Raw genomic sequence first — 24,957 nt, 5'->3', positions numbered from 1 at the left:
CCAATTATTGGCCAACCTGGCGCACCACGAAGGTGGTAGCCAGAGGCAGTTTAGCAGCAGCCAGACGGAACGCTTCGCGTGCCAGTTCTTCGCCAACGCCATCCATTTCGTACAGGACTTTGCCTGGACGGATTTCGGCAACGTAGTACTCCGGATTACCTTTACCGTTACCCATACGGACTTCGGCAGGCTTGTTGGAGATCGGCTTGTCTGGGAAAACACGGATCCAGATACGGCCACCACGCTTGATGTGGCGGGTCATTGCACGACGAGCGGACTCGATCTGGCGTGCAGTGATACGGCCACGAGCCACGGCCTTCAGGCCGAACTCACCGAACGACACGTTAGTGCCGGTGGAGTGCGAAATGCCGGTGTTGCGGCCTTTCTGCTCTTTACGATATTTCCTGCGGCTTGGTTGCAGCATGCTTATTCTCCTGCTTTGTCAGCTGCAGCCGGCTTGGCAGCGCGGCGGGCGGCTGGGGCTTTGGCGCCTGGAGCTGGACGGCGGCCAGCTGGCTTACCGTCGTCGCGGCGCGGGCCACGTGGCTTCTTCTCTTCAGCCGGGGTGTCGATGACTGGTGCTTCGCCGGTGGCGGAGCGGTCACCCTTGTACACCCACACCTTGACACCGATGATGCCGTAGGTGGTGGAGGCTTCGGAGGTACCGTAGTCGATGTCCGCCTTCAGGGTATGCAGAGGCACGCGGCCTTCGCGATACCATTCGGTACGGGCGATCTCGATGCCGTTCAGACGACCCGAGGACATGATCTTGATGCCCTGGGCGCCCAGGCGCATTGCGTTCTGCATGGCGCGCTTCATGGCGCGGCGGAACATAATACGCTTTTCCAGCTGCTGGGAGATCGAGTCAGCGATCAGCTGAGCGTCGATTTCCGGCTTACGGATTTCTTCGATGTTCACGTGCACTGGCACGCCCATGATCTTGGTCAGGGCGGACTTCAGGACTTCGATGTCCTCGCCCTTCTTGCCGATCACGACGCCAGGACGCGAGCTGTACACGGTGAAGCGTGCGTTCTTGGCAGGACGCTCGATCACGATGCGGCCCACGGAAGCGTTTTTCAGCTTCTTCTTCAGGAAAGCACGTGCCTTCAGGTCTTCGTTCAGCATCGAAGCGAAGTTACCGTTGGTTGCGTACCAGCGAGATGCCCAGTTACGGGTGACCGCCAGACGGAAACCGGTTGGATGAATTTTCTGACCCATCGCAGCTCCTTAGTTACCGACAGTCACGTAAATGTGACAGGATTGTTTCGAGATACGGTCGCCACGACCTTTTGCGCGTGCAGTGAAGCGCTTCAGGATTGGACCCTTTTCGACGTAGATCGTTTTCACGAACAGTTCGTCGATGTCGGCACCGTCGTTGTGCTCGGCGTTCGCAATTGCGGACTCCAGCACCTTCTTGACGATGAACGCGCCTTTTTTCGGGCTGAACTGCAGGATGTTCAGCGCGGCGTCAACCTTCTTGCCGCGGATCAGGTCAGCGATCAGGCGACCTTTTTGATCCGACAGGCGCACGCCTTTGAGAATAGCTTTAGTTTCCATTATTTCTTAGCCTTTTTGTCAGCAGCGTGGCCCTTGAAGGTACGGGTCAGCGCGAATTCGCCGAGCTTGTGACCAACCATGTTCTCGGAAACGTACACAGGCACGTGCACCTTGCCGTTGTGCACGGCAATGGTCAGACCGATGAAGTCAGGCATGATCGTCGAACGACGGGACCAGGTTTTGATTGGCTTCTTGTCCTTGGACGCTTGCGCGGCTTCGACTTTCTTCACCAGGTGGGCGTCGCAGAACGGCCCTTTTTTCAATGAACGAGTCATGGTTTATCCTTATTTCTTGCCGCGGCGAGAGACGATCATCGAAGAAGTACGCTTGTTCGAGCGAGTCTTCTTACCCTTGGTCTGCTGGCCCCATGGCGATACTGGGTGACGACCAGCTGCGGTACGGCCTTCACCACCACCGTGCGGGTGGTCGATCGGGTTCATCACCACACCGCGGACGGTTGGGCGAACACCGCGCCAGCGCATGGCACCGGCTTTACCGATCTTGCGCAGGCTGTGCTCAGCATTGCCGACTTCGCCGATGGTGGCGCGGCACTCGATGTGCACGCGGCGCACTTCGCCGGAGCGCAGGCGAACCTGGGCGTAGGTACCTTCACGGGCCATCAGGACCACAACAGCACCAGCGGTACGGGCCATCTGGGCGCCTTTACCTGGCAGCATTTCCACGCAGTGGATGTTGGTGCCGACTGGGATGTTGCGGATTGGCAGGCAGTTGCCGGCCTTGATCGGCGCTTCCGAACCGTTCAGCAGGGTGTCGCCTACAGCAACGCCTTTAGGGGCGATGATGTACTTGCGCTCGCCGTCGGCGTAGCACAGCAGGGCGATGTGTGCGGTACGGTTTGGATCGTATTCGATACGTTCCACTTTCGCAGGGATGCCGTCCTTGGTGCGCTTGAAGTCCACAACACGGTAGTGGTGCTTGTGGCCACCGCCGATGTGGCGGGTGGTGATGTGACCGTTGTTGTTACGGCCAGCAGTCTTGGACTTCTTCTCCAGCAGGGCGGCGAACGGACGGCCTTTGTACAGGTCGGCGTTCACAACCTTCACCATGCCGCGACGGCCTGGGGAGGTTGGCTTCATCTTAACGAGTGCCATTATTTAGCCTCCTCGGTGAAATTGATTTCCTGGCCTGGCTTCAGGCACACGAAAGCACGCTTGGTGTGGTTGCGGCGACCGATGAAACGGCCGGAACGCTTGACCTTACCTTCGCGGTTCACGGTCTGCACCGATTCCACTTCAACCTTGAACAGCAGTTCAACGGCGGCCTTGATTTCTGGCTTGGTCGCGTCCTTGGTAACCAGGAACACGATCTGCTCGTTCTTTTCCGCAACCATGGTGGCTTTTTCGGAAATGACCGGAGCCAGCAGCACCTTCATCAGGCGCTCTTCGCTGTGTTTGATAACTGCGCTCATGCCAGCATCTCCTCAATCTGTGCCAGAGCTGCCTTGGTGACCAGGACCTTCTTGTAGAAGACCAGGGACATTGGGTCAGCGTGACGCGGCTCGACAACCAGCACGTTCGGCAGGTTGCGGGAAGCCAGTTCCAGGTTTTCCTGGATGGTGTCGGTAACGATCAGGACCGAATCCAGACCCATGCCGGTCAGCTTTTGCGACAGCAGCTTGGTCTTAGGAGCTTCGATCGACAGGTCTTCGATCACAACCAGGCGCTCTTCGCGGGCCAGTTGGGACAGGATCGAGCAGATACCTGCGCGATACATCTTCTTGTTGACCTTGTGCGAGAAGTTCTCGTCAGGGGAGTTCGGGAAGATGCGACCACCACCGCGCCACAGCGGGGAGGAGGACATACCAGCACGAGCACGGCCGGTGCCTTTTTGGCGCCATGGCTTCTTGGTCGTGTGGTGGACTTCTTCACGGTCTTTTTGCTTGCGGTTACCGCTACGTGCGTTAGCAGCGTAAGCAACGACGACTTGGTGGATCAGCGCTTCGTTGTAGTCACGGCCGAAGACGGTGTCAGCGGCAGCTACGTTCGACGCAACTTGACCTTGCGCGTTCAAGAGCTTCAGTTCCATCGATTAAGCTCCCTTCTTTGCTTTAACTTTAACAGCTGGCGATACAACAACCTGGCCGTTTTTCGCGCCTGGTACTGCACCCTTCACCAGCAGCAGCTGGCGATCAGCGTCGATACGAGCGATTTCCAGGTTCTGGGTAGTGACGGTAACGTCGCCCATGTGACCGGTCATGCGCTTGCCTGGGAACACACGGCCCGGATCCTGCGCCATACCGATGGAACCTGGTACGTTGTGCGAACGGGAGTTACCGTGGGTTTGACGACCCGATGCGAAGTTGTGACGCTTGATGGTACCGGCATAGCCTTTACCAATCGACACACCTTGCACGTCGATCTTCTGACCGACTTCGAACAGGGAAGCGGCGATAACTTCACCAGCTTTCAGTTCGTTTGCCTTAGCTGCGTCAACGCGGAATTCCTTGATGAAGGAACCAGCTTCAACACCTGCTTTAGCGTAGTGACCGGCAGCAGCTTTAGTCACGCGGGATGCGCGACGCTGACCGAAGACAACCTGAACAGCGGAATAACCATCCACTTCAGGAGTTTTGATTTGCGCAACACGGTTGTTCGACACGTCCAACACGGTGACTGGGATCGAATCCCCGTCATCGTTGAAGATGCGCATCATACCAACCTTGCGACCGAGGAGGCCAAGGCTCATTTTTTCTCCATTCCCACCTACGATTGGGCGGGGCTTTGTTTAACTACAAAAAAAGATACGGGCAAAAAAGACGAACCCATACCGAAGCCGGCTAGTGTACCGATATTTCCCCCTTGACGCAACAGCTTTGTACGAGGTATGTCAAATGTTCTGGCCTGGCGGCAAGCGAGCGCCGCCGTCAGTTAACTCGCGGATAAGATTGCCTCCTTTGTGTACGGAGGTTCCCATGGTAAAACTGGCAATTCCCGCACTCCTGGCCGGCTTGCTGGCCGCTCCCCTGACCCACGCCGGCAACGTGGGCGCCACCCTCACGATCGACCAGCTGCAGCTGCAAGGCAGCGGCAACTACACCGTGCAGCCGGACCATCGCAAACTGTATTCGCGCATCGTCAACGTCGACACTTACAAGGACATTGCCGAATGGGCCATCGACAAGGATAGCTGGCAGCCCGTGGCCACCAACGCCCAGCACAACGGCTCGCAGGCACAGGGCGGATGGAACCCGCTGGCCGGCGGCGGCAGCCTGGCGGTCGACATGGCCGAAGGAGACGGCGCCTGGCGCAGCGGCGAAAGCAGCCTGTGGACCGACATTCTTCTCAATCTTGCACCGGGCGCCAGTGTGACCGTCAGCGGCCGCCTGCAACTGGCCTTCCACGACAGCACCGCAGGCGGCGCCAAGAGCAGCGGCTTCGCCGGCATCTGCCTCGACCTGGCTCCAAGCACTTGCGAACCTGACTACAAGCGCGGCAGTACGCTGGGCGCAGAACCGGGTGGATTTACCGACAGCTTCTCGCTGGGTTGGCACAACGACACTGCCTACAACCAGCAACTGCTGTGGCGAACCAACTTGATGGTCGACGCGCTCGCGCCGGTGCCCGAGCCGGCCAACTGGGGCATGCTGGGCGCCGGGCTGGGCCTGCTCGGACTATGCCGGAAACGGTATCGCAGCGGATAAAAAACTCATTGGTGCCTTGGGGCAACGCCTCCTAATCTGGTGATGGGCTAGTGCGCCCTATAAATAGATAAGGAGACCGAATGAAAAAGCTGCTGGCAGTACTCTGCCTGTGCCTGCACGCCCTGGCGGCGCAGGCCATCAACCTCGCCGGGCTGCAGAACGCCCACGACCCGGGCACCATCACCAAGGACGGCGACACCTATTTCAACTTCACCACCGGCACCGGGATCTGGTATTCCACCTCGACCGACTTGACCACCTGGCAGGGCGGCCCGGGGCCGGTATTCAGCACCTATCCAAGCTGGATCGCCAACAAGATTCCCAACTTCAGCGGCTCGTTCTGGGCGCCGGACGTGATCCACATGAATGGGTATTACTATATTTACTACTCGGTCTCGACCTTCGGTACCTCCAGCTCGGCCATCGGCGTCGCCCGCTCGCCTTCGCTGAAAAACCCGGCCTGGACCGACCTCGGCATCGTGGTCGAATCGTTTGGCGGCAGCAGCGAGATCAACGCCATCGACCCGGCCCTGTACCGCGACCATGACGGCAAGGTGTACATGAGCTACGGCTCCTTCTTCGGCGGCATCGGCGTGGCCGAGGTCAACCAGTCGACCGGCAAGCTGGCCGGCAACGTCACCAAGATCTGGGGCGGCAACGGCCAGGACATCGAAGCCCCCTACATCACCCGCGACGGCGGCTACTACTACCTGTTCGTCAACCGCGGCGCCTGCTGCAAAGGCAGCAACAGCACCTACTACGTCGAGGTGCAGCGCGCCACCAGCATTACCGGCCCCTACTCCGGCACCCGCACCGTGCTGCCGAATGTCGACGGCAAATACAAAGGCCCCGGCCACATCGGCGTATTGAAGCAGGATGGCTGCAACTTCACTTCGATCCACTACTACGACCTGAACGACGGCGGCAATGCCAAGCTCGACATCCTGCGCATGACGTATAGCGGCGGCTGGCCCAGCCTGACGCGCAACTTTACGAATTTTGCCGGTTGCGGCGGCATGAGCGACGGCCCTTACGTAATCAAGTCACGCCTGAGCGGCAAAGCGCTGGCGGTCGCCAACGCCTCCACCAGCAACGGCGCCATGGTGCAGCAGCAGACCTACAGCGGCGGCAAGCACCAGCAGTGGTATTTGATCGGGCATGGCGACGGCCAATACAGCATCATCAACGCCGGCAGCCTGCTCAGCCTCGACAACTGGGAAAACTCCACCACGGCAGGCACCAATATCGCGCAATGGTCCTACTGGGCCGGCAACGGCCAGCACTGGAGCTTCGCCAGCCCCGCCAGCGGCTGGTACACGGTCAAGAACCTGCTGAGCGGCTACGTGGTCGACGTGCAAAACAAGAGCACCGCCGAAAACGCCCAGATCATCCAATGGTCGCTGAACAACGGCACCAACCAGCAATGGAGCTTCACCCGCCCATAAGCACCGCCGAGCCCGTGTCACACCATGGGGTCACACCCCATGGTGTGACACGGGCTCATCCAGAAAGGCAGCGTAAAATCCAGCGATGCTATTCCGTCTCGCTGCCGATGCAGTCTTGCTGCTGCACCTGGCCTTCATCCTGTTTGCCCTTTGCGGCGCTGCCTTGACGTTGCGCTGGCCGCGCATGTGGCGGATTCACCTGCCGGCTACCCTGTGGGCGGCCGGCATTGAACTGATGGGCGCAATCTGCCCGCTCACCTACCTGGAAAACGAGCTACGCGTGCGCGCAGGCCAACAGGGCTATGCGGAGGGGTTCATCGAGCATTATCTCCTTCCCTTGATCTACCCTGCCGGGCTGACGCCGCCCATGCAATACATACTGGCGGGCGTCGTGCTGGGCGTGAACCTTGTGTTGTATGCCTGGCTCTGGCTGCGCCGTCACCGGCAGCGCTGAGCCGCAGGAAGCAATTGCCACCTGCTCCGGCAAGCGGATGTAGCCACGGAACGTATCCGGCTGGCCACGCCCCAGCCTCGCCTGGAGGACCAGCATCAGGTCCCGGTAGGCAGCACTGTCCGGCGCCGGTGCGCACGGCAGGGCCAAGCGGTAGGCTGGGGCGCGGCCATGCCCGGCCACCGCAACCTCGCGGTAAGCACTGGCCACCACGGCCACCAGCTCCGTACCGGGGCGGACATCCAGCTGCCACGCCACAGTCTCATAGCTGGCCAGCACCAGCGCCACACGCGCGCCGCGCTGGTCCAGCACTACCCGCACCGGACCGGCGGGCTGGCTGGCCGTGTAGCCGCACAGGACCACCAGTTGCGCGCCCTCGACGAGGGATGGCGTCAGCAGGCCGCCCGGCAGCATCACGCTTGCTCCGCCGGCATTGGCGCCGGGCTGCCCAGGCTGTACCAATCGACCTTGCGTGTGGCGACCATCACAGCGGCCAGCACGGCGAACAGCAGGATCGCGCCCAGCATCAGGGCGTTGTTCTCCGAATTGAGCAGGCCGAACAGGATGCCGTACAAGGCGCACAGCGCGCCGCCAAAGCCGAGGCCACGCCTCCAGTCGTGCAGCACATGCATGAGGTAATAAGCAATCAACACGATGCAGGCGGCGCTGGCGGCGAGGTAGGAAGCAACGAAGTTGTAGTGCTCGGACAGGCTGACCAGCAGCAGGAAGAACAGCGCCAGTGCCAGCCCCACCAGCAAGTACTGCACCGGGTGGATCGGCAATCGCTTCATCACTTCGAACAGGAAGAAGGCGGCGAAGGTCAGCGCAACAAACAGCAAGCCGTACTTGGTGGCGCGGTCGGCCATCGAGTACACGTTGACCGGCTCGATGAACGCGGCCTGGATGGTGTCAAGCGCTGGCAAGGCACTTTCGCTCTGCCCTGCCGACTGTTCGCGCAGGCGCAGCTGTGCCTGCGCCTCGCTGGCCAGCGAGGAAATGCGCCACACGGCCTGGAAGCCCTTGTCGCCGACACTATATTGCTCCGGCAGGAAGCGGCCGCTGAACTGCGGGTGCGGCCATGGCGAAGACATGGCGAAGCGGTTATTGCGCGCCAGCGGAACAAAGGCCTGGCTATCCATGCCAGCCAGGTTCAGGTTGAAGCTGAACTTCACCTGCCCAGCCGCGGCATCTTCCATCGACAGCAAGGCATGCAAGCCCTGGCGCGAGGAGCGCAGGCCGGAGCCCTGCTCGAATTCGAAGCTGCGAGTCCCCCACACAAGGCGCGGGATGTCGCGCACGCCGCGCACGTCGGCTACCGCCAGCGCAATATACGGCCGTTCGGGCGTGATCTGCGACCCGGTCTCGGTGTGGGGCAGTTCCGCCGCCGCCGGCACGATGAAGTCGCCGTTGATCTTGTGGGCGCCATTGAACATCAGGACCTGGTGGATGCCGCGGTGGCGGCGCTCGGTGCCGAGGTTCGACAGGACCTCAAGCTCGTTGGGAAACACCAGGTGCTGCGATTGCTTGCGGTAGCGCTTCATCTCCGGCTTGCCGTCCTTGTCCTTTTCTTCGACGGTGTACACCTCAGTGTATGGCATGACCAGCACCGGACCGTAGATATGCTGCTCGCCCACCGAATCGGCAGCGATACTGCGCGCCGCTTCGTCGCGGTAGGCGATGCGCTCGCTGATGGTGGACTGGATCATGGCCAGCGGAACGCCGAGCAGCAGCATCAGCATGCCGACGAGCAGGGCTTTGAAAAGGAGTTTCTTTTGCATGGTGGGCACTTCCTGTTGTTATGGTTGCGCCAGTGTAAAAAGCCGGTGTGCAGGGAAGATGCGTTCTGTGTGAAGGCACCTGGTTTCTTGTCACGCCGGCTCAACGCGAGCGCTCGACCGTCAACACGACCGGCATGGCCCATGTCGCCTGCGAAACGGGCCAACGCAGCAAGCTCACCTCGGTCCCCTTCGGCGCGCCCTCGCGCACCTGCGCTTCCCATTGCGCGTAGAACCTGCGCTGGAATCCATCCAGGCGCACGCTCTGGCATGCAATCGGGCCGCCGTCCAGGTTGAGCGCCAGCGCGAGGTCCAAGGGCGCATCGCGGAGAAAGCTTGCCAGGCGGTCAAGCGAGAAGAATGCTTCCTTCGTGGTGCCAACCAGGATGCGGCCGGCCCGGTCCTGCGCCACGAAGCTGCGGTTGGCGAGCCAGCGGCTTTTCACGTTCACGTGATTCTGCCCATCTTCGCCCAGCAACAGTGGATACGAGACCATCGCGTTGCGCGCGCCCGTGAAAGCGCCTTGCCAATCGGCCCGCGTCAGGTCTCGCACGCCCGCGCTGCCATCTTCCCGCGCAACAAAAGCGCCGGCGCGAGCCTTGTACTGGCGCGGGCCAAGCTGCTCTCCTTCGCTGAGAAACGGTGTATCGGGCTGGCCCTTGAGGCCGAAATAGCTGCCGTTCACGATCAGCACTGCGCTGGGCAGGGCGCGTTCCCATTCGTCGAGCCCCTTGTCGCCTTCCGGCGCGCTGCGCACCACGAAGCGAAAACGCTGCGGATCGATCCGGTTGAGCAGGATGCGGTCGACTTCGCCGGCGGCCGACATCACCGGCATTTCGGCGACCTCGTAGCCGGGCTCAAACTCGCGCCAGTAGAACTGGCCCGCTGATACCGCCGGCACGGTCTCCTTGAGCGCTTCCCGCATGGGCAGCGGCAGCCTGGCGTCGTCGGCGCCCATCTTTATCCAGTAGGTTCCACCGCGCCGCTTCAGGACATTGAAGCCGTAGGCGCCATTGCGCTGCCAGACCCAGATACTGGAAGCCAGAAGCGCCAGGCCAAGCAGCGCCACCGCAAAGAAGATCGATTTTCGTTTCAAGAGTGCTCCCTCACTTACGCAAATAGCGCCAGTGTGGGGAGCGTTTATGCGCTGGCGATGCGTTCCGCGTGAAGCGGCAGCAGCAGGGTAGCACGACAGCCACCGCCCTCCCCGTTCACCACTTGCGCGCTGCCGCCATGCAGGGCGGCGACTTCGCGCACGAAGGGCAAGCCAAGGCCGGTGCTCTTGGCGCCATCGGGACGCGGCAGGGAGTAGAAGCGTTCGAACAGGCGCGCTTCGGCGTAGGCGGGAATGCCAGGGCCGGCGTCACGCACGCTGATCTCGACGTGGTCGTCGCTGCGTTGCGCTGCCATCCTCACCATGCTGCCGGCCGGGGAAAAGCCGATGGCGTTGTCGAGCAGGTTGCCCAGCGCCTGGCGCAGCAGCAGGGTATCGCCGCGCAACTGCAGGGTGGGATCTGCTTCGATCGCCAACTGCAGCTTGCGCGCGGCGAGGCGGGCCTGGAAGTCGCCGGCCACGTCCTGCAGCAGTCCGGCGACGTCGAGCGGCGCTGCATCGTCGATGCGCTGCTGCTTTTCGACGCGCACCAATGCCAGCAGCTTGTCGATCAGGTCGCGCTGGCGGGCATTCTGGGCCTGGATAGTGGACAGGAACTGGCGCCGCTGCTCGGGCGGCATCTCCTCTTCCAGCAGTTCTGCGGTGGCCTGGATGGCGGCAATCGGGCTTTTCAACTCGTGCGTGAGCGTATGCATCAGGGTCTCGACGTAATCCTTGCCTTCCAGCTTGGCGCGCATGGCTTCCAGCGCATGGCCGAGGGTGCTGATCTCGCTGCTGCCCAGCTTGGGCATGACGGCTTTGCGGCCGGCCTGCACGTCTTCCACGAAGACCATCAGCTTGTTGACGGTGCTGGCCATGCGCCAGGTGATGGCAATGCCGATCAGCAGCGACAGGCCAAGCAGCACCACGCCCCACTTGAGGATTTTGCGCTGGCTGCGCTCAATGAGACCCTGTACGCTGGAGATGGGCTTGGAGACCGTCAGTACGCCAATCGTGTTCGCGCCGTCGCGCACCGGCGCGGCGACGTACATTGCGACGCCGCCATATTCGCGCGGCGAGTCGCTCGACATGCGGGCGCCGTATTTGCCGCGCAGGGTGAGGTAGACATCGTTCCAGCGAGAGTAGTCCTGGCCGACAGCCTTGCCGGCGGAATCGAAACGCACGATGCCTGCCGCATCGGTGATGGTGATGCGGTAGTCGGTGTTGCGGCTGGCGGCGGCGATCTTTGCCAGCAAGGCCGGATCGGAAGCGCCGTCCCTTACATCGTCGGCTACCACCTGGGCCAACAGCTGCGCAGTGTCGTTCATGGCCGCTTCCAGGGTGGAGCGGGCGCCGGGCTTGACTTCCTGTACGAAGACGTTGAGCAGGAACCAGGCTGCCAGGCCGACGATCAGGAAGTAGCCCAGCAGGATGCGCAGGCCGATTTTCATGCGCCGGCCTGGAGGCTGTAGCCCATGCCGCGATGGGTCTGGATCGGGTCGGCGTTTTCATCGATGGCGCGCAACTTGGCGCGCAGGGATTTGACGTGGGCGTCCACCGTGCGGTCCAGCGTTTCCGGTGCGTCGCACCAGACGCGGTCCATCAACTGGGCGCGCGACAGCACGTGGCCCGGGTGTTCGACCAGGGTTTTCAGCAGCAGGTATTCGTAGCGGGTCAGGTCGAGCGGCTGGCCGCGGAACAGGATGCGCGCTTCGGCAGCGCGCAGTTCGAAGCCTGGCGTGCGGGAGGCAGCCGGTGCCGACGGGGGCGAGACCGGCGCGGCGGGCGCGACGCCGTTGCCGTTGCCGTTGCCGTTGCCGGCGCGGCGCAGGATGACGCGCACCCGCGCCACCAGTTCACGCGGAGAGAAAGGCTTGGTGACGTAATCGTCGGCGCCGATCTCGAGACCGACGATGCGGTCGATTTCATCGCTGCGCGCGGTGAGGAAGATTACCGGCACTTCGGAGAACTGACGCAGGCGGCGGCACACATCGAGGCCGCTGGTATCGGGCAGGCCGACATCGAGGATCACCAGCGCCGGCGCCTGCTCGCGCGCGGCTGCCAGCGCCTGCTCGCCCAGCATCACATGGTGCGGAGCAAAGCCCTCCTTGCCGAGGGCGAAGGCAATACTGTCTGCAATGGCTTGTTCGTCTTCGACGATCAGGATGGTCTTGTCACTCATGCGCGGCAGTATAGCGCGTCAGTTCTTGTCGGCTTCATCTCTCTGCTTTTGTTGTGCCTCTTCCGCCGCCTTGAGCGCATCCTTCGCCTTGTCGCGCTGGGCGCCCATGGCCTTGATGTCTTGCGCCGCCTGGTCGGCCGGGTTCTTCTTGCCGCAGGCCGCCAGCAGGGACAGTGCCGCGACAGCGGCGATGACTGCGAAGCGTTTCATGCCAATCTCCTGGAAAAAGAAAAGCCCGCTCAGGAGCGGGCTTTTCAGGTGTCTTGCGACGAAACCGGTATTACTGCAGCTTGATTTCGACGTCCACGCCAGCTGGCAGGTCCAGCTTCATCAGGGCGTCAACAGTCTTGTCGGTTGGGTCCACGATGTCCATCAGGCGCTGGTGGGTGCGGATTTCGAACTGGTCACGGGAGGTCTTGTTCACGTGCGGGGAACGCAGCACGTCGTAACGCTGGATACGGGTTGGCAGAGGAACTGGGCCTTTTACCACGGCGCCGGTGCGCTTGGCGGTGTCAACGATTTCCAGTGCGGACTGGTCGATCAGCTTGTAGTCGAAAGCCTTCAGGCGGATACGGATCTTTTGGTTTGGAGCGGACATGCTTATTCCTTAAAGAACGAACCGGCAACAATATGTTTCCGGCAATGTAAGTAAATACTACGACGGGCCGACATGATAGCACATGCCGGCCCGCTTGATTCAGATCGACTGACTAAAAATTAGTCGATGATCTTGGCTACCACGCCCGCGCCAACGGTACGGCCGCCTTCGCGGATTGCGAAGCGCAGACCTTCTTCCATAGCGATCGGGGAGATCAGCTTCACGGTGATGGAGACGTTGTCGCCTGGCATAACCATTTCTTTGTCCGCTGGCAGCTCGATGGAGCCGGTCACGTCGGTGGTACGGAAGTAGAACTGTGGACGGTAGTTGTTGAAGAACGGGGTGTGACGGCCGCCTTCATCTTTCGACAGAACGTAGATCTCGCCGGTGAAGTGAGCGTGCGGCTTGATCGAGCCTGGCTTCGCCAGAACCTGACCACGCTGAACGTCTTCACGCTTGGTGCCGCGCAGCAGCAGACCAACGTTGTCGCCTGCCTGACCCTGGTCCAGCAGCTTGCGGAACATTTCCACGCCGGTGCAGGTGGTCTTGACGGTGTCAACGATACCAACGATTTCGATTTCTTCGCCGACCTTGATCACGCCGCGCTCAACACGACCGGTCACCACGGTGCCGCGGCCGGAGATCGAGAACACGTCTTCCACTGGCATCAGGAAGGTGCCGTCAACAGCGCGCTCTGGGGTTGGGATGTAGGAATCCAGTGCATCGGCCAGACGCATGATGCAGTCTTCACCCATTTCGCCAGCAGCGCCTTCCAGGGCCATACGTGCCGAACCCTTGATGATTGGCAGGTCGTCGCCTGGGAATTCGTACTTGGACAGCAGCTCGCGCACTTCCATTTCGACCAGTTCCAGCAGTTCTGCGTCGTCAACCAGGTCGCACTTGTTCAGGAATACGATGATGTATGGAACGCCAACCTGACGTGCCAGCAGGATGTGCTCGCGGGTCTGTGGCATTGGGCCGTCAGCTGCGGAGCAAACCAGGATCGCGCCGTCCATCTGCGCAGCACCGGTAATCATGTTCTTGATGTAGTCGGCGTGGCCTGGGCAGTCAACGTGAGCGTAGTGACGGGTTGCGGTCTCGTACTCGACGTGGGCGGTGTTGATGGTAATGCCGCGTGCTTTTTCTTCTGGAGCAGCGTCGATCTGGTCGTAAGCTTTCGCTTCGCCGCCGAATTTCTTCGACAGGACGGTTGCGATAGCAGCGGTCAGGGTGGTCTTGCCGTGGTCAACGTGACCGATGGTGCCAACGTTCACGTGCGGTTTAGTCCGCTCGAACTTTTCTTTTGCCATTTTAATTCTTCCTCAGAACTTTAGATTTAAGGTCAAACCGGGCGGGAGGATCTCCCCCGCCCGGGTAATTATTTATTTTACTTCGCTTTAGCGGTGACGATTGCGTCGATCACGTGCTTAGGCGCCTCGGAGTAGTGCTTGAACTCCATGGTGTAGGTCGCGCGGCCCTGGGTCGCGGAACGCAGGATGGTCGAGTAGCCGAACATCTCCGACAGAGGTACCTCTGCCTTGATGATCTTGCCGCCGCCGCCTGGGATCTCGTCCATGCCCTGCACCATACCGCGGCGGGACGACAGGTCGCCCATCACGGTACCGGCGTAGTCTTCTGGAGTCTCGACTTCAACAGCCATCATTGGCTCCAGGATCACTGGGCTGGCGCGACGGCACGCTTCCTTGAACGCCATCGAACCGGCCATGCGGAATGCATTTTCGTTCGAGTCAACGTCGTGGTAGGAACCGAAGGTCAGGGTGACTTTGACGTCAACAACCGGGTAGCCTGCCAGAACACCGTTGTTCAGGGTTTCGCGCACGCCTTTTTCCACCGCAGGGATGAATTCGCGAGGAATCACACCGCCCTTGATCGCGTCGACGAATTCGAAGCCCTTGCCTTGTTCCTGTGGTTCCAGGGTAACAACAGCGTGACCGTACTGACCGCGGCCGCCGGACTGCTTGACGAACTTGCCTTCCACGTCGGACACCGACTTGCGCACGGTTTCGCGGTATGCAACCTGTGGCTTGCCAACGGTTGCTTCCACGCCGAATTCGCGCTTCATACGGTCAACGATAATTTCCAGGTGCAGCTCGCCCATACCACCGATGATGGTCTGGCCGGATTCTTCGTCGGTCTTGACGCGGAACGAAGGATCTTCCTGTGCCAGGCGGTTCAGGGCCAGGCCCATCTTTTCCTGGTCGGCCTTGGTCTTAGGCTCAACTGCCTGCTGGATCACTGGCTCTGGGAACACCATCTTTTCCAGGGTGATGATCGAGGATGGATCGCACAGGGTTTCGCCGGTGGTCACGTCCTTCAGGCCCACAGCAGCGGCGATGTCGCCGGCGCGGACTTCCTTGATCTCTTCACGCTGGTTGGCGTGCATCTGCAGAATACGGCCCAGACGCTCTTTGCGCTGCTTCACCGAGTTGTACACGGTGTCGCCTGCGTTCACCACGCCGGAGTAGACGCGGAAGAAGGCCAGCTGGCCCACGAACGGGTCGGTCATGATCTTGAATGCCAGGGCAGCGAACTTCTCTTCGTCCGAAGCCTTGCGGGTAGCTGGCTGTTCGTCTTCGTCGGTACCGGCAACGTCAGCGATGTCCACTGGCGATGGCAGGTATTCGATCACGGCGTCCAGCATGGCCTGCACGCCCTTGTTCTTGAAGGCGGTGCCGCACATCATCGGAACGATTTCCGACGCGATGGTACGCTGGCGCAGGGCTTGCTTGATCTCTTCTTCGGAGAGCTCGCCTTCTTCCAGGTACTTGTTCATCAGGTCTTCCGACGCTTCAGCAGCGGCTTCAACCATCTTCTCGCGCCACTCGGTCGCGGAATCCTGCAGTTCCGCAGGGATGTCAACGTAGTCGAACTTCATGCCCTGGGACGCGTCGTCCCAGATGATGGCCTTCATCTTGACCAGGTCGATCACGCCCTTGAAGTTGTCTTCAGCGCCGATCGGGATCTGGATCAGGATTGGGTTGGCCTTCAGGCGCGAACGCATCTGCTCGTAGACCTTGAAGAAGTTGGCGCCGGTACGGTCCATCTTGTTCACGAAGGCCAGACGAGGCACCTTGTACTTGTTAGCCTGGCGCCATACGGTTTCAGACTGTGGCTGCACGCCGCCCACTGCACAGTAAACCATGCAAGCGCCGTCCAGAACGCGCATCGAACGCTCCACCTCGATGGTGAAGTCAACGTGCCCTGGGGTATCGATGATGTTGATGTGGTGTGGCTTGAAGTTGTTGGCCATACCGTTCCAGAAGCAGGTGGTCGCTGCCGAGGTAATGGTAATGCCGCGCTCTTGTTCCTGCTCCATCCAGTCCATGGTGGCGGCGCCGTCGTGCACTTCACCAATCTTGTGGTTCACGCCGGTGTAGAACAGCACGCGCTCGGTAGTGGTGGTCTTACCGGCGTCGATGTGAGCGGAGATACCGATATTACGGTAGCGCTCAATGGGGGTCTTGCGGGCCATAATTGATCCTAAATCTTTGAATGGACAAAACCGAGCAACATTTTTACTAGAAAAATGCGCCCGGCTTGAACTAGGCCGGCCACGAATGGCCGGCCAAACGTATTAGAAGCGGAAGTGCGAGAACGCTTTGTTCGCTTCAGCCATACGGTGGACTTCGTCACGGCGCTTCATTGCACCGCCACGGCCTTCCGCGGCTTCCAGCAGCTCGCCGCCCAGGCGCTGTGGCATGGACTTTTCGGAGCGCTTGTTAGCGGCTTCACGCAGCCAACGCATGGACAGGGCCAGGCGGCGCACTGGGCGCACTTCGACTGGAACCTGGTAGTTAGCGCCGCCAACACGGCGGGACTTCACTTCAACCAGTGGCTTGGCGTTGTTGATCGCTGCGGTGAACACTTCCAGCGGGTCCTTGCCGGACTTCGATTGGATATGGTCAAAGGCACCGTAGATGATGTTTTCTGCAACCGACTTCTTGCCGGACAGCATCAGAACGTTAACGAATTTAGCGACTTCGGTGCTACCGAATTTTGGATCCGGCAGAATTTCGCGCTTGGGTACTTCACGACGACGTGGCATGTCATTTCCTTTTCTTCAGTTGAGTGCCTCGGGCACTCGCGGAGGCCATCATAGCCTTCCACTTACTCGGTCTCGCGACCGCCTCAACTCAGTTAAATTGCAAATTACTTCTTAGCGGCCTTAGCGCGCTTCGCACCGTACTTGGAGCGAGCTTGCTTACGGTCTTTCACGCCCTGGGTATCCAGAGAGCCACGGACCATGTGGTAACGCACACCTGGCAAGTCTTTTACACGACCGCCGCGCAGCAGGACAACGCTGTGTTCCTGCAGGTTGTGGCCTTCACCGCCGATGTACGAAATCACTTCGAAGCCGTTGGTCAGACGCACTTTTGCAACTTTACGCAGTGCCGAGTTAGGCTTCTTAGGAGTGGTGGTGTACACACGGGTGCACACGCCACGCTTTTGCGGGCAGTTTTCAAGTGCCGGCGATTTGCTCTTCACGACCAGCTTGGTACGTGGTTGGCGAATCAATTGGTTGATGGTTGGCATCGTTTTAAATCCAACAAAATTACAGCATTGACAACCCGGGCAGCTTTGCCCGGGGGCTAAAACGGTATCTCCAGTGTGCGCTGAACGTCACTCAAAACGAGGCGTATACGATGCGCAGACTAAATTGAGAACTCGCGAGTATATACCTGGTTAACAGCTCAGTCAACCGGAATGCTGAATAAAGTGGCAGTATTGGAACGCCCCACGGCCCGCTATTGGCAGCATAATAGCGATCATTTTGTACTTTCCTGTAAGCAATGCTGCCGCGCCCTTCCACCCTGTTCATCCTGTTTAGCTACCTGGCGCTATCCGCAGTGCCTTTCCTGCCTTTGCTATTGGGCAAGCCGGTGGAGCAGCCGTGGCAATTGCTGGGGATCGAGTTCGTGGCCTGGGTCACGATATGGGCACTGTTCAAGCGCCCGGCCTACTTCCACTGGCTGCTGATCCCCGCCTTCCTGGCGTTGCCGACCGAAATTTACCTGTTCGTATTTTACGGCCAGGGCATTTCCACCCACCACCTCGGCATCCTGGCCGAAACCAGCCCGCAGGAAGCGCTGGAGTTCCTCGGCCGCAAGGTATGGACCATGCTGGCCGTGATGGTGGGCGTCGCCGTATGGTGGGTACTGACCTTCCGCGCTGCGCGCCAGACGCGCGGGCTGGACTGGCATGGTGGCTCGCGCTGGCTGGCACTGTTCTCCCTGGTCGTACTGGCCGCCACGGCTGCCTGGGGCTATGAATTCGGCATCGACGCGGCGCCGGCGCGCCCGGCAGCCAGCGTGGCCGCCAGCGCCGCGAAAGACAGCGACAGTGCAGGCGAAAGCGCCTCCAGCGATGACGATTCCAGCGAGAGCGCCTCGGCGCGCGCCGCAGTAGCCGGCGCCCACGCCCTGCACCTGCCCGGTCCGGCCCTGCCTTATTGGGCGCGCCTGCCGTTCGATCCGGGCGCCTTCATCGAATCCTGGCCCTTCGGCCTGGCCGCGCGCGGCTATGATTTCTACAAGGAGCGGCGCTACCTGGCAGACCTCAATGAACGCAGCGCCAGCTTCGAGTTCGGCGCGCGCCAGGTCGACGGCGGCACGCAGCCGGAAATCGTGGTGATGGTGCTGGGCGAATCGTCGCGCTACGACCGCTGGAGCCTGAACGGCTACAAGCGCGAGACCAATCCCTTGCTGGCCAAGGAAAGCAACCTGGTGCCGCTGTCGGACGTGATCACGTCGGTATCGGCGACGCGCCTGTCGGTGCCGGTCATCATTTCGCGCAAGCCAGCCACGCAGAGCCTGAAGGATGGCTTCAGCGAAAAATCCTTCCTGACGGCCTATAAGGAAGCCGGCTTCAAGACCTGGTGGCTGTCGAACCAGATCTCGTTCGGCCAGTACGATACGCCGGTGTCGGTGTTTGCCAAGGAAGCGGACGTGATCCAGTTCCTCAACCTGGGCGGCTTCACCAACCACTCCAATTACGACGACGTGCTGTTCGAGCCGCTCAAGCGCGCGCTGGCCGACCCGGCGCCGAAAAAGCTGATCGTGCTGCACTCGCTGGGCAGCCACTGGAACTACAGCCAGCGCCACCCGAAGGAATTCGACAAGTGGCAGCCCTCGCTGTTCGGCGTCGACAAGCCGGCCTACACCGACCTGAAGATCAAGCAGCAACTGAATAACAGCTACGACAACTCGATCCTGTACACCGACTGGTTCCTGTCGCAGGTGATCGGCGACCTGAAAGGCACGGGCCAGCTGGCATCGATGCTGTACGTCGCCGACCATGGCCAGACCCTGTACGACGGCACATGCCGCCTGGCCTTCCACGGCCATAACACGGACTATGAATTCCATGTGCCGGCCTTCATGTGGTTCTCGGACCAGTATCTCGATCGCTACCCGGACAAAGTGGGCGCCTTGCTGCGCAACCGCAAGGCCAAGCTGGCAACGGAAAACATCTTCCATACCATGCTCGACGTGGCAAACATCCGCTACCCGGACGACAAGCCGGCCTGGAGCTTCCTCAACAAGGACTTCCAGGTGCACAAGCGGGTGGTGGACAGCTATGGCTGGACCAACTACGACAACGCAAGGTTCAAAGGCGACTGCCGCGAAGTGATCGACAAGGGCAAGCCGCAGTCGCAGGACAAGTAAGCCTCATACCGGCTTGTGGACCATCAGCCAGTACACGGCAAGCATGGCGATGAAGGCCGGATAGCCAAGCAGTTCCCAGCGCCGCGCATAACGCCAGTACTGGGCCGGCAGCGCGGTGTTGGAGGCATGCGCTGCCAGCGCCAGCTTGCCCATCCTGACCTGGTACCACACCACCGGCAGCCAGCAGGCGCCCGCCAGGACGTACAGCGCCAGCGAAGCCCTGATCCAGAACGCGTCCAGCGGGTAGCCGGCGAGGTGGATCATCCAGGCGCCGGACAGGGGCTGCACGATCACGGCCGGCGTGGTGAACCACCAATCGGCGCGCACCACCAGCCGCGAGACCACGGCAATCGCCTCTACCGATCGCGAACGGTTGGCGAAGAACAGGTAGAACGCCGTGCCGAAACCGGTGCCGACCAGCAGCACCGAGGACAGGATGTGGATGGTCTTGACAGTCAGGTAGTCCACGTTTTTTCCTCCGCAAACAAGATGAACAGGATGGCCAGGATCGGCAGGTTTTTCAGCAAGGGGCCGAAGGGATGCCACAGGTATTCCGGCAGGCAGGCCGCAATTGCCGCGCTGTAGCCGAGTATCAGCGCGCCCTGCGCCAGCCAGAGCGCGCGGCGCGGGCGGACGATGCAGGCGATGCCGAATACGAAGTCCAGGGCCGCTGCGCCATACAGCGCGGCGATGGCTGGGATTCCTTCAATGCCGACACGTGCCAGCAATGCCAGGCTGTCCGCTTGCGGGTGGACGAAGGCGCTCACGATGGCCGTCGCCAGCCAGACGATCGCCAGGACCCAGCGCAGCAAAGCGGTGCGCCAGCCGGCCAGCGCGCGCAGGCGAAACAGTTCACGTTCGGCGGGCGTCATGAAGTCGTTGAAGCCGCGCGGCGAACGGCCCAATAGCTCGCATATCGGGGCGGCGCTGGCGGCGCAGCCTTCCGGCAGTGCACTGCCCGCACGCAGCATGCGCCAGGTCTCCGGCGTCAGGAGCGCGCCGCAGAACTGTCCGGCCCAGGCCGCGCACGCCATGATCGTTGCGGGAACGTGCAGCACTGGGGCAGGAGGAAAGGCCATCGCGCTACGGTAGGCGGACAGCATGCCATCGTAGCTGACGGCACTGTCGCCAGCGATATCGATCACGCGCTGTGCCGGCGTCGCCGGAGAGAGCGCAGCTGCTACCGCCTGCGCCAGGTCGTCGACGTGAAGCGGCTGGAAGCGCGCCTTGCCCAAGGCCGGCGCAACAATCATCGGCATGCTGGCGGCCCGGCAGAACATTGCAGCCGACGCGCCTTCCGCACCGAACACCAGCGATGGGCGCAAAATGATCCATTCCAATGGAAGTGCCATCAACGCTTCGTCGGCCGCACGCTTGCTGGTGAAGTAGGCGGTGTCGCCGCCATCCGCGCCGAGCGCCGAGATTTGCACGACGCGCCGTACGCCGGCCTGGGCGCATGCGGCAAACAAGGCAACCGGCGCGCGGGCGTGCAGTGCTTCGAACGTGGCCGCGCCCTTTTCGCTGATGCTGCCGACAGCATTCACTACGGCATCGACGCCGCGCAGGCGCTCCAGCCAGTCGGCCGCCTGCAGGTCGGCAGAGTAATCGACTGCCACGTCGCCCCTTGCAGGACGGCGCACTCCGCGCAGGACTTCGTGTCCGGCCGCTGCCAATCGCAGGCAAATGGCGCGGCCGATGAAGCCAGCCGCGCCGCAAACAAGGACCTTCATTTGGCCGCCTTGGGAATCGACTTTGCGATGCTCCAGGCCATCACGGCGACGCCTGCCACGATGCCTGCGGTAGTCATGATCAGCGTTGTACGCAGCACGCTGGCCAGGTTGGCATCGCGCGCGTCGCTGTGGCCGAACCACAAGGCCAACAGCACCGGGAAGGCGGTAATCAGGACCGTGGTCACACGCACCCAGAATTCGGAGCGTTCCGCCGTTCCGCACAGGTCGACCAGCAGGCGGCGCAGCACATCACGCAAGTAGCGACTGACAGCCAGGCCAACCAGCAGCGGTATCACGATTTCATAGGCGATCAACATTTTACAACCTCCTCCGACAGTAATTTCTGTAAATACAGAAATTTCATGTTCAAAAAAACGGGCATTGCCGCCCGCCTCCGTTATTGCCCGATCACTGCTTGCCGCGAATGGCCCGGCTGATTTTTGCGCTGACGCCCAGCGTCTTCATCAGCGTTTCCGGCTTGTAGCGCAGCAGTTCATCCGACAGCGTCGCCATCACTTCGATGAACTTCAGCGTTTCCTCGATCCGTTCACGCGTGCCTTCGTCCTCGTCCGCCATCGCAGGGTTGGCGAGACACTCCGACAACGCGGCGGCGGTGGGATCGATCTCGCGCTGGCGTCGCCCGGCCACGATCAGCTTGAACAGCTCCCACACATCGGTCGAGGTTTCGAAATGGTCGCGGCGGTCGCCCTTCAGGTGCACCACTTTCACCAGGTTCCAGGACTGCAGCTCTTTCAGGCTGTTGCTGACGTTGGAGCGCGCCACGCCCAGCGTATTCTGGATCTCCTCGGCGTCCATGGGCCGCGCGGCCAGGTATAGCAGCGCATGAATTTGCGCCACGGTGCGGTTGACGCCCCAGCGCGAACCCATCTCGCCCCAGTGCAGTACAAATCGTTCGGCTATCGGTTTCAGTTCCATGCCTGTCATTCTATGCTTTACACAAATTTCTGTCAAGACAGAAATTAAAAATTTGCCTGGATGGCAATTCGCGCCCACAATGCATAGCAAATAAACATGGGGGACGCTCATGCAGACTACGAAGCGGCTCGCCAGCATCGATATGCTGCGCGGCCTGGTCATTGTATTGATGGCGCTGGACCATACGCGCGACTTCTTTGGCGCTGCACTTTTCGATCCGGAGGACCTGGCCAAGACCACGCCGCTGTGGTTCGCCACGCGCTGGATCACGCACCTGTGCGCGTCGACGTTCGTGCTGCTGGCTGGTATTGCGGCCTACCTGCGCGGGACCAAGAGCGGAATTCCCGCGTTGTCGCGCTATCTCGTGACGCGCGGCCTTCTGCTGCTGGTGCTTGAAGCGACCTGGATCAGCTTCAGCTGGCAGTTCGGCTACAACGTCACCATCCTGCAGGTGCTGTGGGCACTGGGCATGGGGATGATCTTCCTTGCCAGGCTGGCGTGGCTGCCCTGGCCCGCGATCGCGCTCATTGCCGCGTTCTTGATCCTGCCGCATAACCTGCTCGATTCGATCCAGTCCACCCACCCGCTATGGCTGGCCTGGCACCAGCGCGGATTCTGGCCAGTGGCCGGCAATTACGGCGTGTATCTTGCCTATCCATTGATGCCATGGCTCGGCCTGATCGCGGCCGGCTACGCGCTGGGCCCCGTGTTCCAATGGGAGCCGGCACGCCGGCAGCGCTTCCTGCTGGTTGCAGGCGCCGTGCTGCTGATGGTCTTCGTCGCCTTGCGCAGCGGGAATTTCTACGGAGATCCCGATCCCTGGTCGCCGCAGGGACGCGGCTTCGTGTGGGACTTCATTTCCTTCATCCGCTTGCACAAATACCCGCCGTCGCTGCTCTACCTGTGCGTGACGATCGGCATTGCCCTGCCCCTGTTGGCGTGGTTCGAGCGCCTGCGCCCCGTGCCGCTGCTGATGCTGTTCGGCGGCACCCCGATGTTCTTCTACGTGATCCACATCGCCATGATTCACTTCCTCTCCGGGCCGTACTTCATGCTGCGCTACGGCGCAATCCCGCAAGGCGGTCCGGGAGGATTCACGCTACCGAAAGGCTACGAGCCTTCCCTGGCCGTGGTCTACGCCGCGTGGGTCGGCGTCATCGCAATCATGTACGGCCTGACCAAGCTTTGGCTGCGCCGGCGAACGTCTGCCTTAGGCCGGCAGCAGGCGGCCTGAAAGACGCTTGTAGACATCGCGGGCGCGTTGTTCGATCGACGCGTCGAAGCCGGATTGGGCGAGCAGGGTCAGGCCGTTGGTTTCGGCCAGCACGCCGGGCGTCAACACCAGGCGGTCGGCGCGTTTTTGCACCAGCAGCGGCTCGCAGCATTGCTCGAGCAGTTGCGCCAGCACCACGTTGTGCGAAGACACCAGCACGGTGCCGCGGCCGGCCAGTTGCTCCAGGACTGCGGCAGCAGCGGAAACCGACTCGAGGTGATTCGTGCCGCGGAAAATTTCGTCGATGATGAAGACCGCGCGTTGCGGCTCCTTGGCCAGCGCCAGCAATTCATGTGCGCGGCGCAGTTCCGACTGATAGAGGCTTTCGCCGCCATCAAGAGCGTCTTCATTCTGCATGCTGGCATAGACCGGCAGGTTCGGCACGTGCGCCGCCTCCGCGTAGCAGAAGCCGAATGCGCGCGCGGCCAGCAGGTTGAGGCCGACCGTGCGCAGCAGGGTACTTTTGCCGATGCCATTCTGGCCGCTGATGAAGGCGCTCTTGCCATCCAGTTCCAGGTCCAGCGCCTGCGCATCAGGCAGCAGCGGGTGTCGGACGGCACGCAGTTGGACCTCCTGCTCCCAGCCCTCCTCCGCCCAGCACCATTGCGCTTGCGTGGAAAGATGACGCGCCAGCGCAAGGTCGGCATCGCGGCCGGCCACCAGTTCAAAGCTCTCGCGCAGGAAGGCCGCGTTTCCGCGCACCAGGCGGCAAGTGGCGAAATAGTGCTTCAGGTTGGCGAGCATGATCCAGTCGGCATACTCGGTCACGCCAGGCGCAGTGGAGAAGGCATTGCGCGCAAGCTTGCTGCGCAGTTGGGCTGCCTGGCCGGCGCCGGGTGCGTCCGCTTGCTGGCTATGTGCGTAGAGCTGCAATCGCAGCGCCTCGGAAATGGCTCCCCACTGTTGGACGCGAGAGTGGAAAGCAATCTGGATCGCCATCAGCACCAGCGACAGCACAACAGCCGGAACCAGCGCCACCAGCCAGAAAAAGCTGGCGGCAACACTGGCGAGGAAGGCTACGGGCACCAGCCAGAGCCAGGCCGACCAGCGCGGCACGGGCGGCAGCGGCGACTCGGTCTGCACGACAGCGCCTGTCACCGGGACGAACAAGGATTCGCTGACCTCTGCGCTGGCCTTGCGTAAAGGCGCGAGTTGCGTGGCAAGACGCTCGCGCGCGCCGACGTCCGCCAGCAAGGCGCGCACACGATCGGCCGCGGCAGCGCTGGCGCCGCGCCGCAAGCGCCGATACAGCATTTGGCGGCCAAAGATGCTGGCCCCCTCGCCGACCGCCCGCAGGTAGGGCGCGAGCAGCAAATCCTGCCATGTTTGCCCGTCCACCGCGCCGTTGCCGCTGGCGCCGGCCAGTTCATCGTAACGCGCCACCGCGCTGTCGGAGAACGAATACTCCACAGAACCACCCCTTGCCATAAAGATAAGCCAGCAAGTATAGCCGCTTACAAAAAAATCAAGTAGTCCGGTTGACTGGGCATGGCGGACAGGTGGACACGGTGGACGCTCGCGGACAGCAGCCGCGGCAAGGCGGACGTCATAGGAATCAAAGGCTTAGGTG

General features: G+C 61.4%; 28 protein-coding genes. 5 read left to right on the top strand and 23 right to left on the bottom strand.

Going from position 1 to position 24,957, the window contains the following annotated elements; genetic code table 11:
* Nucleotides 1–4: 4 nt before the first annotated feature.
* The 8 genes from rplP to rplC are packed head-to-tail and all read right to left on the bottom strand — an operon-like array spanning nt 5 to nt 4,263.
* Nucleotides 5–424, bottom strand: a complete 420-nt coding sequence (rplP, locus tag ACN9MU_RS04285; RefSeq protein ID WP_028101660.1) for a 50S ribosomal protein L16 — start codon at nt 422–424, stop codon at nt 5–7.
* 2 nt (nt 425–426) lie between these two features.
* Entirely contained in the window at nt 427–1,218 is a 792-nt protein-coding gene (gene rpsC / locus ACN9MU_RS04280) for a 30S ribosomal protein S3 (RefSeq protein ID WP_057264738.1), read from the bottom strand.
* Nucleotides 1,219–1,227: 9 nt separating this feature from the next.
* The gene (gene rplV, locus ACN9MU_RS04275; protein WP_207232949.1) at nt 1,228–1,560 is read right to left on the bottom strand and encodes a 50S ribosomal protein L22; all 333 of its coding nucleotides are present in this window, start codon (nt 1,558–1,560) and stop codon (nt 1,228–1,230) included.
* Nucleotides 1,557–1,832, bottom strand: a complete 276-nt coding sequence (gene rpsS / locus ACN9MU_RS04270) for a 30S ribosomal protein S19 (protein WP_130315950.1) — start codon at nt 1,830–1,832, stop codon at nt 1,557–1,559. Before rpsS ends, rplV begins: the two co-directional genes overlap by 4 nt.
* 9 nt (nt 1,833–1,841) lie before the next feature.
* Entirely contained in the window at nt 1,842–2,669 is an 828-nt protein-coding gene (gene rplB / locus ACN9MU_RS04265) for a 50S ribosomal protein L2 (RefSeq protein WP_130315951.1), read from the bottom strand.
* Nucleotides 2,669–2,986, bottom strand: a complete 318-nt coding sequence (rplW, locus tag ACN9MU_RS04260; protein ID WP_130315952.1) for a 50S ribosomal protein L23 — start codon at nt 2,984–2,986, stop codon at nt 2,669–2,671. Before rplW ends, rplB begins: the two co-directional genes overlap by 1 nt.
* Nucleotides 2,983–3,603: a 50S ribosomal protein L4 gene (gene rplD, locus ACN9MU_RS04255; protein ID WP_130315953.1), complete on the bottom strand. Its 621-nt coding sequence runs from the start codon at nt 3,601–3,603 to the stop codon at nt 2,983–2,985. The genes rplW and rplD overlap by 4 nt, the downstream gene beginning before the upstream one ends.
* Before the next feature lie 3 nt (nt 3,604–3,606).
* Nucleotides 3,607–4,263, bottom strand: coding sequence for a 50S ribosomal protein L3 (rplC, locus tag ACN9MU_RS04250; RefSeq protein WP_426167767.1), 657 nt, complete (start codon nt 4,261–4,263; stop codon nt 3,607–3,609).
* A 226-nt stretch (nt 4,264–4,489) separates the two neighbouring features.
* Here rplC and ACN9MU_RS04245 point away from each other — a divergent pair, with 226 nt between their 5' ends.
* From ACN9MU_RS04245 to ACN9MU_RS04235, 3 genes are all read left to right on the top strand, one after another.
* Complete coding sequence (locus ACN9MU_RS04245; RefSeq protein ID WP_426320693.1) at nt 4,490–5,218, top strand: PEP-CTERM sorting domain-containing protein; 729 nt, start codon at nt 4,490–4,492, stop codon at nt 5,216–5,218.
* Between the two features lie 80 nt (nt 5,219–5,298).
* On the top strand, nt 5,299–6,663 hold the full coding sequence (locus ACN9MU_RS04240) for a family 43 glycosylhydrolase (protein WP_426344218.1): 1,365 nt from the start codon (nt 5,299–5,301) through the stop codon (nt 6,661–6,663).
* Between the two features lie 85 nt (nt 6,664–6,748).
* The gene (locus tag ACN9MU_RS04235) at nt 6,749–7,117 is read left to right on the top strand and encodes a DUF2784 domain-containing protein (RefSeq protein ID WP_426320689.1); all 369 of its coding nucleotides are present in this window, start codon (nt 6,749–6,751) and stop codon (nt 7,115–7,117) included.
* 410 nt (nt 7,118–7,527) lie between these two features.
* Here the strand turns inward: ACN9MU_RS04235 and creD are convergent, their stop codons facing one another.
* The 10 genes from creD to rpsL all read right to left on the bottom strand — a co-directional run bounded on the left by creD (nt 7,528) and on the right by rpsL (nt 17,316).
* Entirely contained in the window at nt 7,528–8,892 is a 1,365-nt protein-coding gene (gene creD, locus ACN9MU_RS04230) for a cell envelope integrity protein CreD (RefSeq protein WP_426344217.1), read from the bottom strand.
* 100 nt (nt 8,893–8,992) lie between these two features.
* Entirely contained in the window at nt 8,993–9,985 is a 993-nt protein-coding gene (locus ACN9MU_RS04225) for a phosphodiester glycosidase family protein (RefSeq protein ID WP_426344216.1), read from the bottom strand.
* 44 nt (nt 9,986–10,029) lie between these two features.
* Complete coding sequence (gene creC, locus ACN9MU_RS04220; RefSeq protein ID WP_426344215.1) at nt 10,030–11,433, bottom strand: two-component system sensor histidine kinase CreC; 1,404 nt, start codon at nt 11,431–11,433, stop codon at nt 10,030–10,032.
* Nucleotides 11,430–12,164, bottom strand: coding sequence for a two-component system response regulator CreB (gene creB / locus ACN9MU_RS04215; protein WP_426344214.1), 735 nt, complete (start codon nt 12,162–12,164; stop codon nt 11,430–11,432). Before creB ends, creC begins: the two co-directional genes overlap by 4 nt.
* 18 nt (nt 12,165–12,182) lie before the next feature.
* Nucleotides 12,183–12,374, bottom strand: a complete 192-nt coding sequence (locus ACN9MU_RS04210) for a hypothetical protein (protein ID WP_426344213.1) — start codon at nt 12,372–12,374, stop codon at nt 12,183–12,185.
* A gap of 70 nt (nt 12,375–12,444) precedes the next feature.
* On the bottom strand, nt 12,445–12,762 hold the full coding sequence (rpsJ, locus tag ACN9MU_RS04205; RefSeq protein WP_028101676.1) for a 30S ribosomal protein S10: 318 nt from the start codon (nt 12,760–12,762) through the stop codon (nt 12,445–12,447).
* Nucleotides 12,763–12,881: 119 nt separating this feature from the next.
* The gene (gene tuf, locus ACN9MU_RS04200) at nt 12,882–14,072 is read right to left on the bottom strand and encodes an elongation factor Tu (RefSeq protein ID WP_426167612.1); all 1,191 of its coding nucleotides are present in this window, start codon (nt 14,070–14,072) and stop codon (nt 12,882–12,884) included.
* 77 nt (nt 14,073–14,149) lie between these two features.
* The gene (fusA, locus tag ACN9MU_RS04195; protein WP_426167749.1) at nt 14,150–16,255 is read right to left on the bottom strand and encodes an elongation factor G; all 2,106 of its coding nucleotides are present in this window, start codon (nt 16,253–16,255) and stop codon (nt 14,150–14,152) included.
* Between the two features lie 102 nt (nt 16,256–16,357).
* Nucleotides 16,358–16,828, bottom strand: coding sequence for a 30S ribosomal protein S7 (gene rpsG / locus ACN9MU_RS04190; protein ID WP_155452640.1), 471 nt, complete (start codon nt 16,826–16,828; stop codon nt 16,358–16,360).
* Between the two features lie 104 nt (nt 16,829–16,932).
* Nucleotides 16,933–17,316 carry a 30S ribosomal protein S12 gene (gene rpsL, locus ACN9MU_RS04185; RefSeq protein WP_028102972.1) on the bottom strand — a complete coding sequence of 128 codons (384 nt, stop codon included), beginning with the start codon at nt 17,314–17,316 and terminating at the stop codon, nt 16,933–16,935.
* A 257-nt stretch (nt 17,317–17,573) separates the two neighbouring features.
* Between rpsL and ACN9MU_RS04180 the strand changes: the two genes are divergently transcribed.
* Nucleotides 17,574–19,448, top strand: a complete 1,875-nt coding sequence (locus tag ACN9MU_RS04180; protein WP_426344212.1) for a phosphoethanolamine transferase — start codon at nt 17,574–17,576, stop codon at nt 19,446–19,448.
* A gap of 3 nt (nt 19,449–19,451) precedes the next feature.
* Here ACN9MU_RS04180 and ACN9MU_RS04175 read toward each other — a convergent pair whose 3' ends face one another.
* The 4 genes from ACN9MU_RS04175 to ACN9MU_RS04160 all read right to left on the bottom strand — a co-directional run bounded on the left by ACN9MU_RS04175 (nt 19,452) and on the right by ACN9MU_RS04160 (nt 22,114).
* The gene (locus ACN9MU_RS04175) at nt 19,452–19,916 is read right to left on the bottom strand and encodes a DUF2269 family protein (RefSeq protein ID WP_426344211.1); all 465 of its coding nucleotides are present in this window, start codon (nt 19,914–19,916) and stop codon (nt 19,452–19,454) included.
* Nucleotides 19,904–21,178 carry an SDR family oxidoreductase gene (locus ACN9MU_RS04170; RefSeq protein ID WP_426344210.1) on the bottom strand — a complete coding sequence of 425 codons (1,275 nt, stop codon included), beginning with the start codon at nt 21,176–21,178 and terminating at the stop codon, nt 19,904–19,906. The genes ACN9MU_RS04175 and ACN9MU_RS04170 overlap by 13 nt, the downstream gene beginning before the upstream one ends.
* Complete coding sequence (locus ACN9MU_RS04165; protein ID WP_426167740.1) at nt 21,175–21,495, bottom strand: hypothetical protein; 321 nt, start codon at nt 21,493–21,495, stop codon at nt 21,175–21,177. Before ACN9MU_RS04165 ends, ACN9MU_RS04170 begins: the two co-directional genes overlap by 4 nt.
* Nucleotides 21,496–21,586: 91 nt before the next feature.
* Complete coding sequence (locus tag ACN9MU_RS04160; RefSeq protein ID WP_426167738.1) at nt 21,587–22,114, bottom strand: GbsR/MarR family transcriptional regulator; 528 nt, start codon at nt 22,112–22,114, stop codon at nt 21,587–21,589.
* Between the two features lie 109 nt (nt 22,115–22,223).
* On the opposite strand from ACN9MU_RS04160, the gene ACN9MU_RS04155 reads away from it, so the two are divergent.
* Complete coding sequence (locus ACN9MU_RS04155; RefSeq protein ID WP_426344209.1) at nt 22,224–23,348, top strand: DUF1624 domain-containing protein; 1,125 nt, start codon at nt 22,224–22,226, stop codon at nt 23,346–23,348.
* Here ACN9MU_RS04155 and ACN9MU_RS04150 read toward each other — a convergent pair.
* Nucleotides 23,325–24,797: a MutS-related protein gene (locus tag ACN9MU_RS04150; RefSeq protein WP_426344208.1), complete on the bottom strand. Its 1,473-nt coding sequence runs from the start codon at nt 24,795–24,797 to the stop codon at nt 23,325–23,327. The genes ACN9MU_RS04155 and ACN9MU_RS04150 overlap by 24 nt on opposite strands.
* Nucleotides 24,798–24,957: the final 160 nt, after the last annotated feature.

The sequence above is a fragment of the Pseudoduganella sp. R-32 genome, from assembly GCF_049913245.1.
GTDB lineage: Bacteria > Pseudomonadota > Gammaproteobacteria > Burkholderiales > Burkholderiaceae_D > Rugamonas.
Note: the sequence above shows the minus strand (reverse complement) of the source record. Positions and strands in the feature narration are given on the sequence as shown.

Coding starts and splice junctions, on each gene's coding strand:
- rplP (WP_028101660.1), bottom strand. CDS start 424: ATGCTGCAACCAAGCCGCAGGAAATATCGTAAAGAGCAGAAAGGCCGC.
- rpsC (WP_057264738.1), bottom strand. CDS start 1,218: ATGGGTCAGAAAATTCATCCAACCGGTTTCCGTCTGGCGGTCACCCGT.
- rpsS (WP_130315950.1), bottom strand. CDS start 1,832: ATGACTCGTTCATTGAAAAAAGGGCCGTTCTGCGACGCCCACCTGGTG.
- rplB (WP_130315951.1), bottom strand. CDS start 2,669: ATGGCACTCGTTAAGATGAAGCCAACCTCCCCAGGCCGTCGCGGCATG.
- rplW (WP_130315952.1), bottom strand. CDS start 2,986: ATGAGCGCAGTTATCAAACACAGCGAAGAGCGCCTGATGAAGGTGCTG.
- rplD (WP_130315953.1), bottom strand. CDS start 3,603: ATGGAACTGAAGCTCTTGAACGCGCAAGGTCAAGTTGCGTCGAACGTA.
- rplC (WP_426167767.1), bottom strand. CDS start 4,263: ATGAGCCTTGGCCTCCTCGGTCGCAAGGTTGGTATGATGCGCATCTTC.
- ACN9MU_RS04245 (WP_426320693.1), top strand. CDS start 4,490: ATGGTAAAACTGGCAATTCCCGCACTCCTGGCCGGCTTGCTGGCCGCT.
- ACN9MU_RS04240 (WP_426344218.1), top strand. CDS start 5,299: ATGAAAAAGCTGCTGGCAGTACTCTGCCTGTGCCTGCACGCCCTGGCG.
- ACN9MU_RS04235 (WP_426320689.1), top strand. CDS start 6,749: ATGCTATTCCGTCTCGCTGCCGATGCAGTCTTGCTGCTGCACCTGGCC.
- creD (WP_426344217.1), bottom strand. CDS start 8,892: ATGCAAAAGAAACTCCTTTTCAAAGCCCTGCTCGTCGGCATGCTGATG.
- creC (WP_426344215.1), bottom strand. CDS start 11,433: ATGAAAATCGGCCTGCGCATCCTGCTGGGCTACTTCCTGATCGTCGGC.
- creB (WP_426344214.1), bottom strand. CDS start 12,164: ATGAGTGACAAGACCATCCTGATCGTCGAAGACGAACAAGCCATTGCA.
- ACN9MU_RS04210 (WP_426344213.1), bottom strand. CDS start 12,374: ATGAAACGCTTCGCAGTCATCGCCGCTGTCGCGGCACTGTCCCTGCTG.
- rpsJ (WP_028101676.1), bottom strand. CDS start 12,762: ATGTCCGCTCCAAACCAAAAGATCCGTATCCGCCTGAAGGCTTTCGAC.
- tuf (WP_426167612.1), bottom strand. CDS start 14,072: ATGGCAAAAGAAAAGTTCGAGCGGACTAAACCGCACGTGAACGTTGGC.
- fusA (WP_426167749.1), bottom strand. CDS start 16,255: ATGGCCCGCAAGACCCCCATTGAGCGCTACCGTAATATCGGTATCTCC.
- rpsG (WP_155452640.1), bottom strand. CDS start 16,828: ATGCCACGTCGTCGTGAAGTACCCAAGCGCGAAATTCTGCCGGATCCA.
- rpsL (WP_028102972.1), bottom strand. CDS start 17,316: ATGCCAACCATCAACCAATTGATTCGCCAACCACGTACCAAGCTGGTC.
- ACN9MU_RS04180 (WP_426344212.1), top strand. CDS start 17,574: ATGCTGCCGCGCCCTTCCACCCTGTTCATCCTGTTTAGCTACCTGGCG.
- ACN9MU_RS04170 (WP_426344210.1), bottom strand. CDS start 21,178: ATGAAGGTCCTTGTTTGCGGCGCGGCTGGCTTCATCGGCCGCGCCATT.
- ACN9MU_RS04165 (WP_426167740.1), bottom strand. CDS start 21,495: ATGTTGATCGCCTATGAAATCGTGATACCGCTGCTGGTTGGCCTGGCT.
- ACN9MU_RS04160 (WP_426167738.1), bottom strand. CDS start 22,114: ATGGAACTGAAACCGATAGCCGAACGATTTGTACTGCACTGGGGCGAG.
- ACN9MU_RS04155 (WP_426344209.1), top strand. CDS start 22,224: ATGCAGACTACGAAGCGGCTCGCCAGCATCGATATGCTGCGCGGCCTG.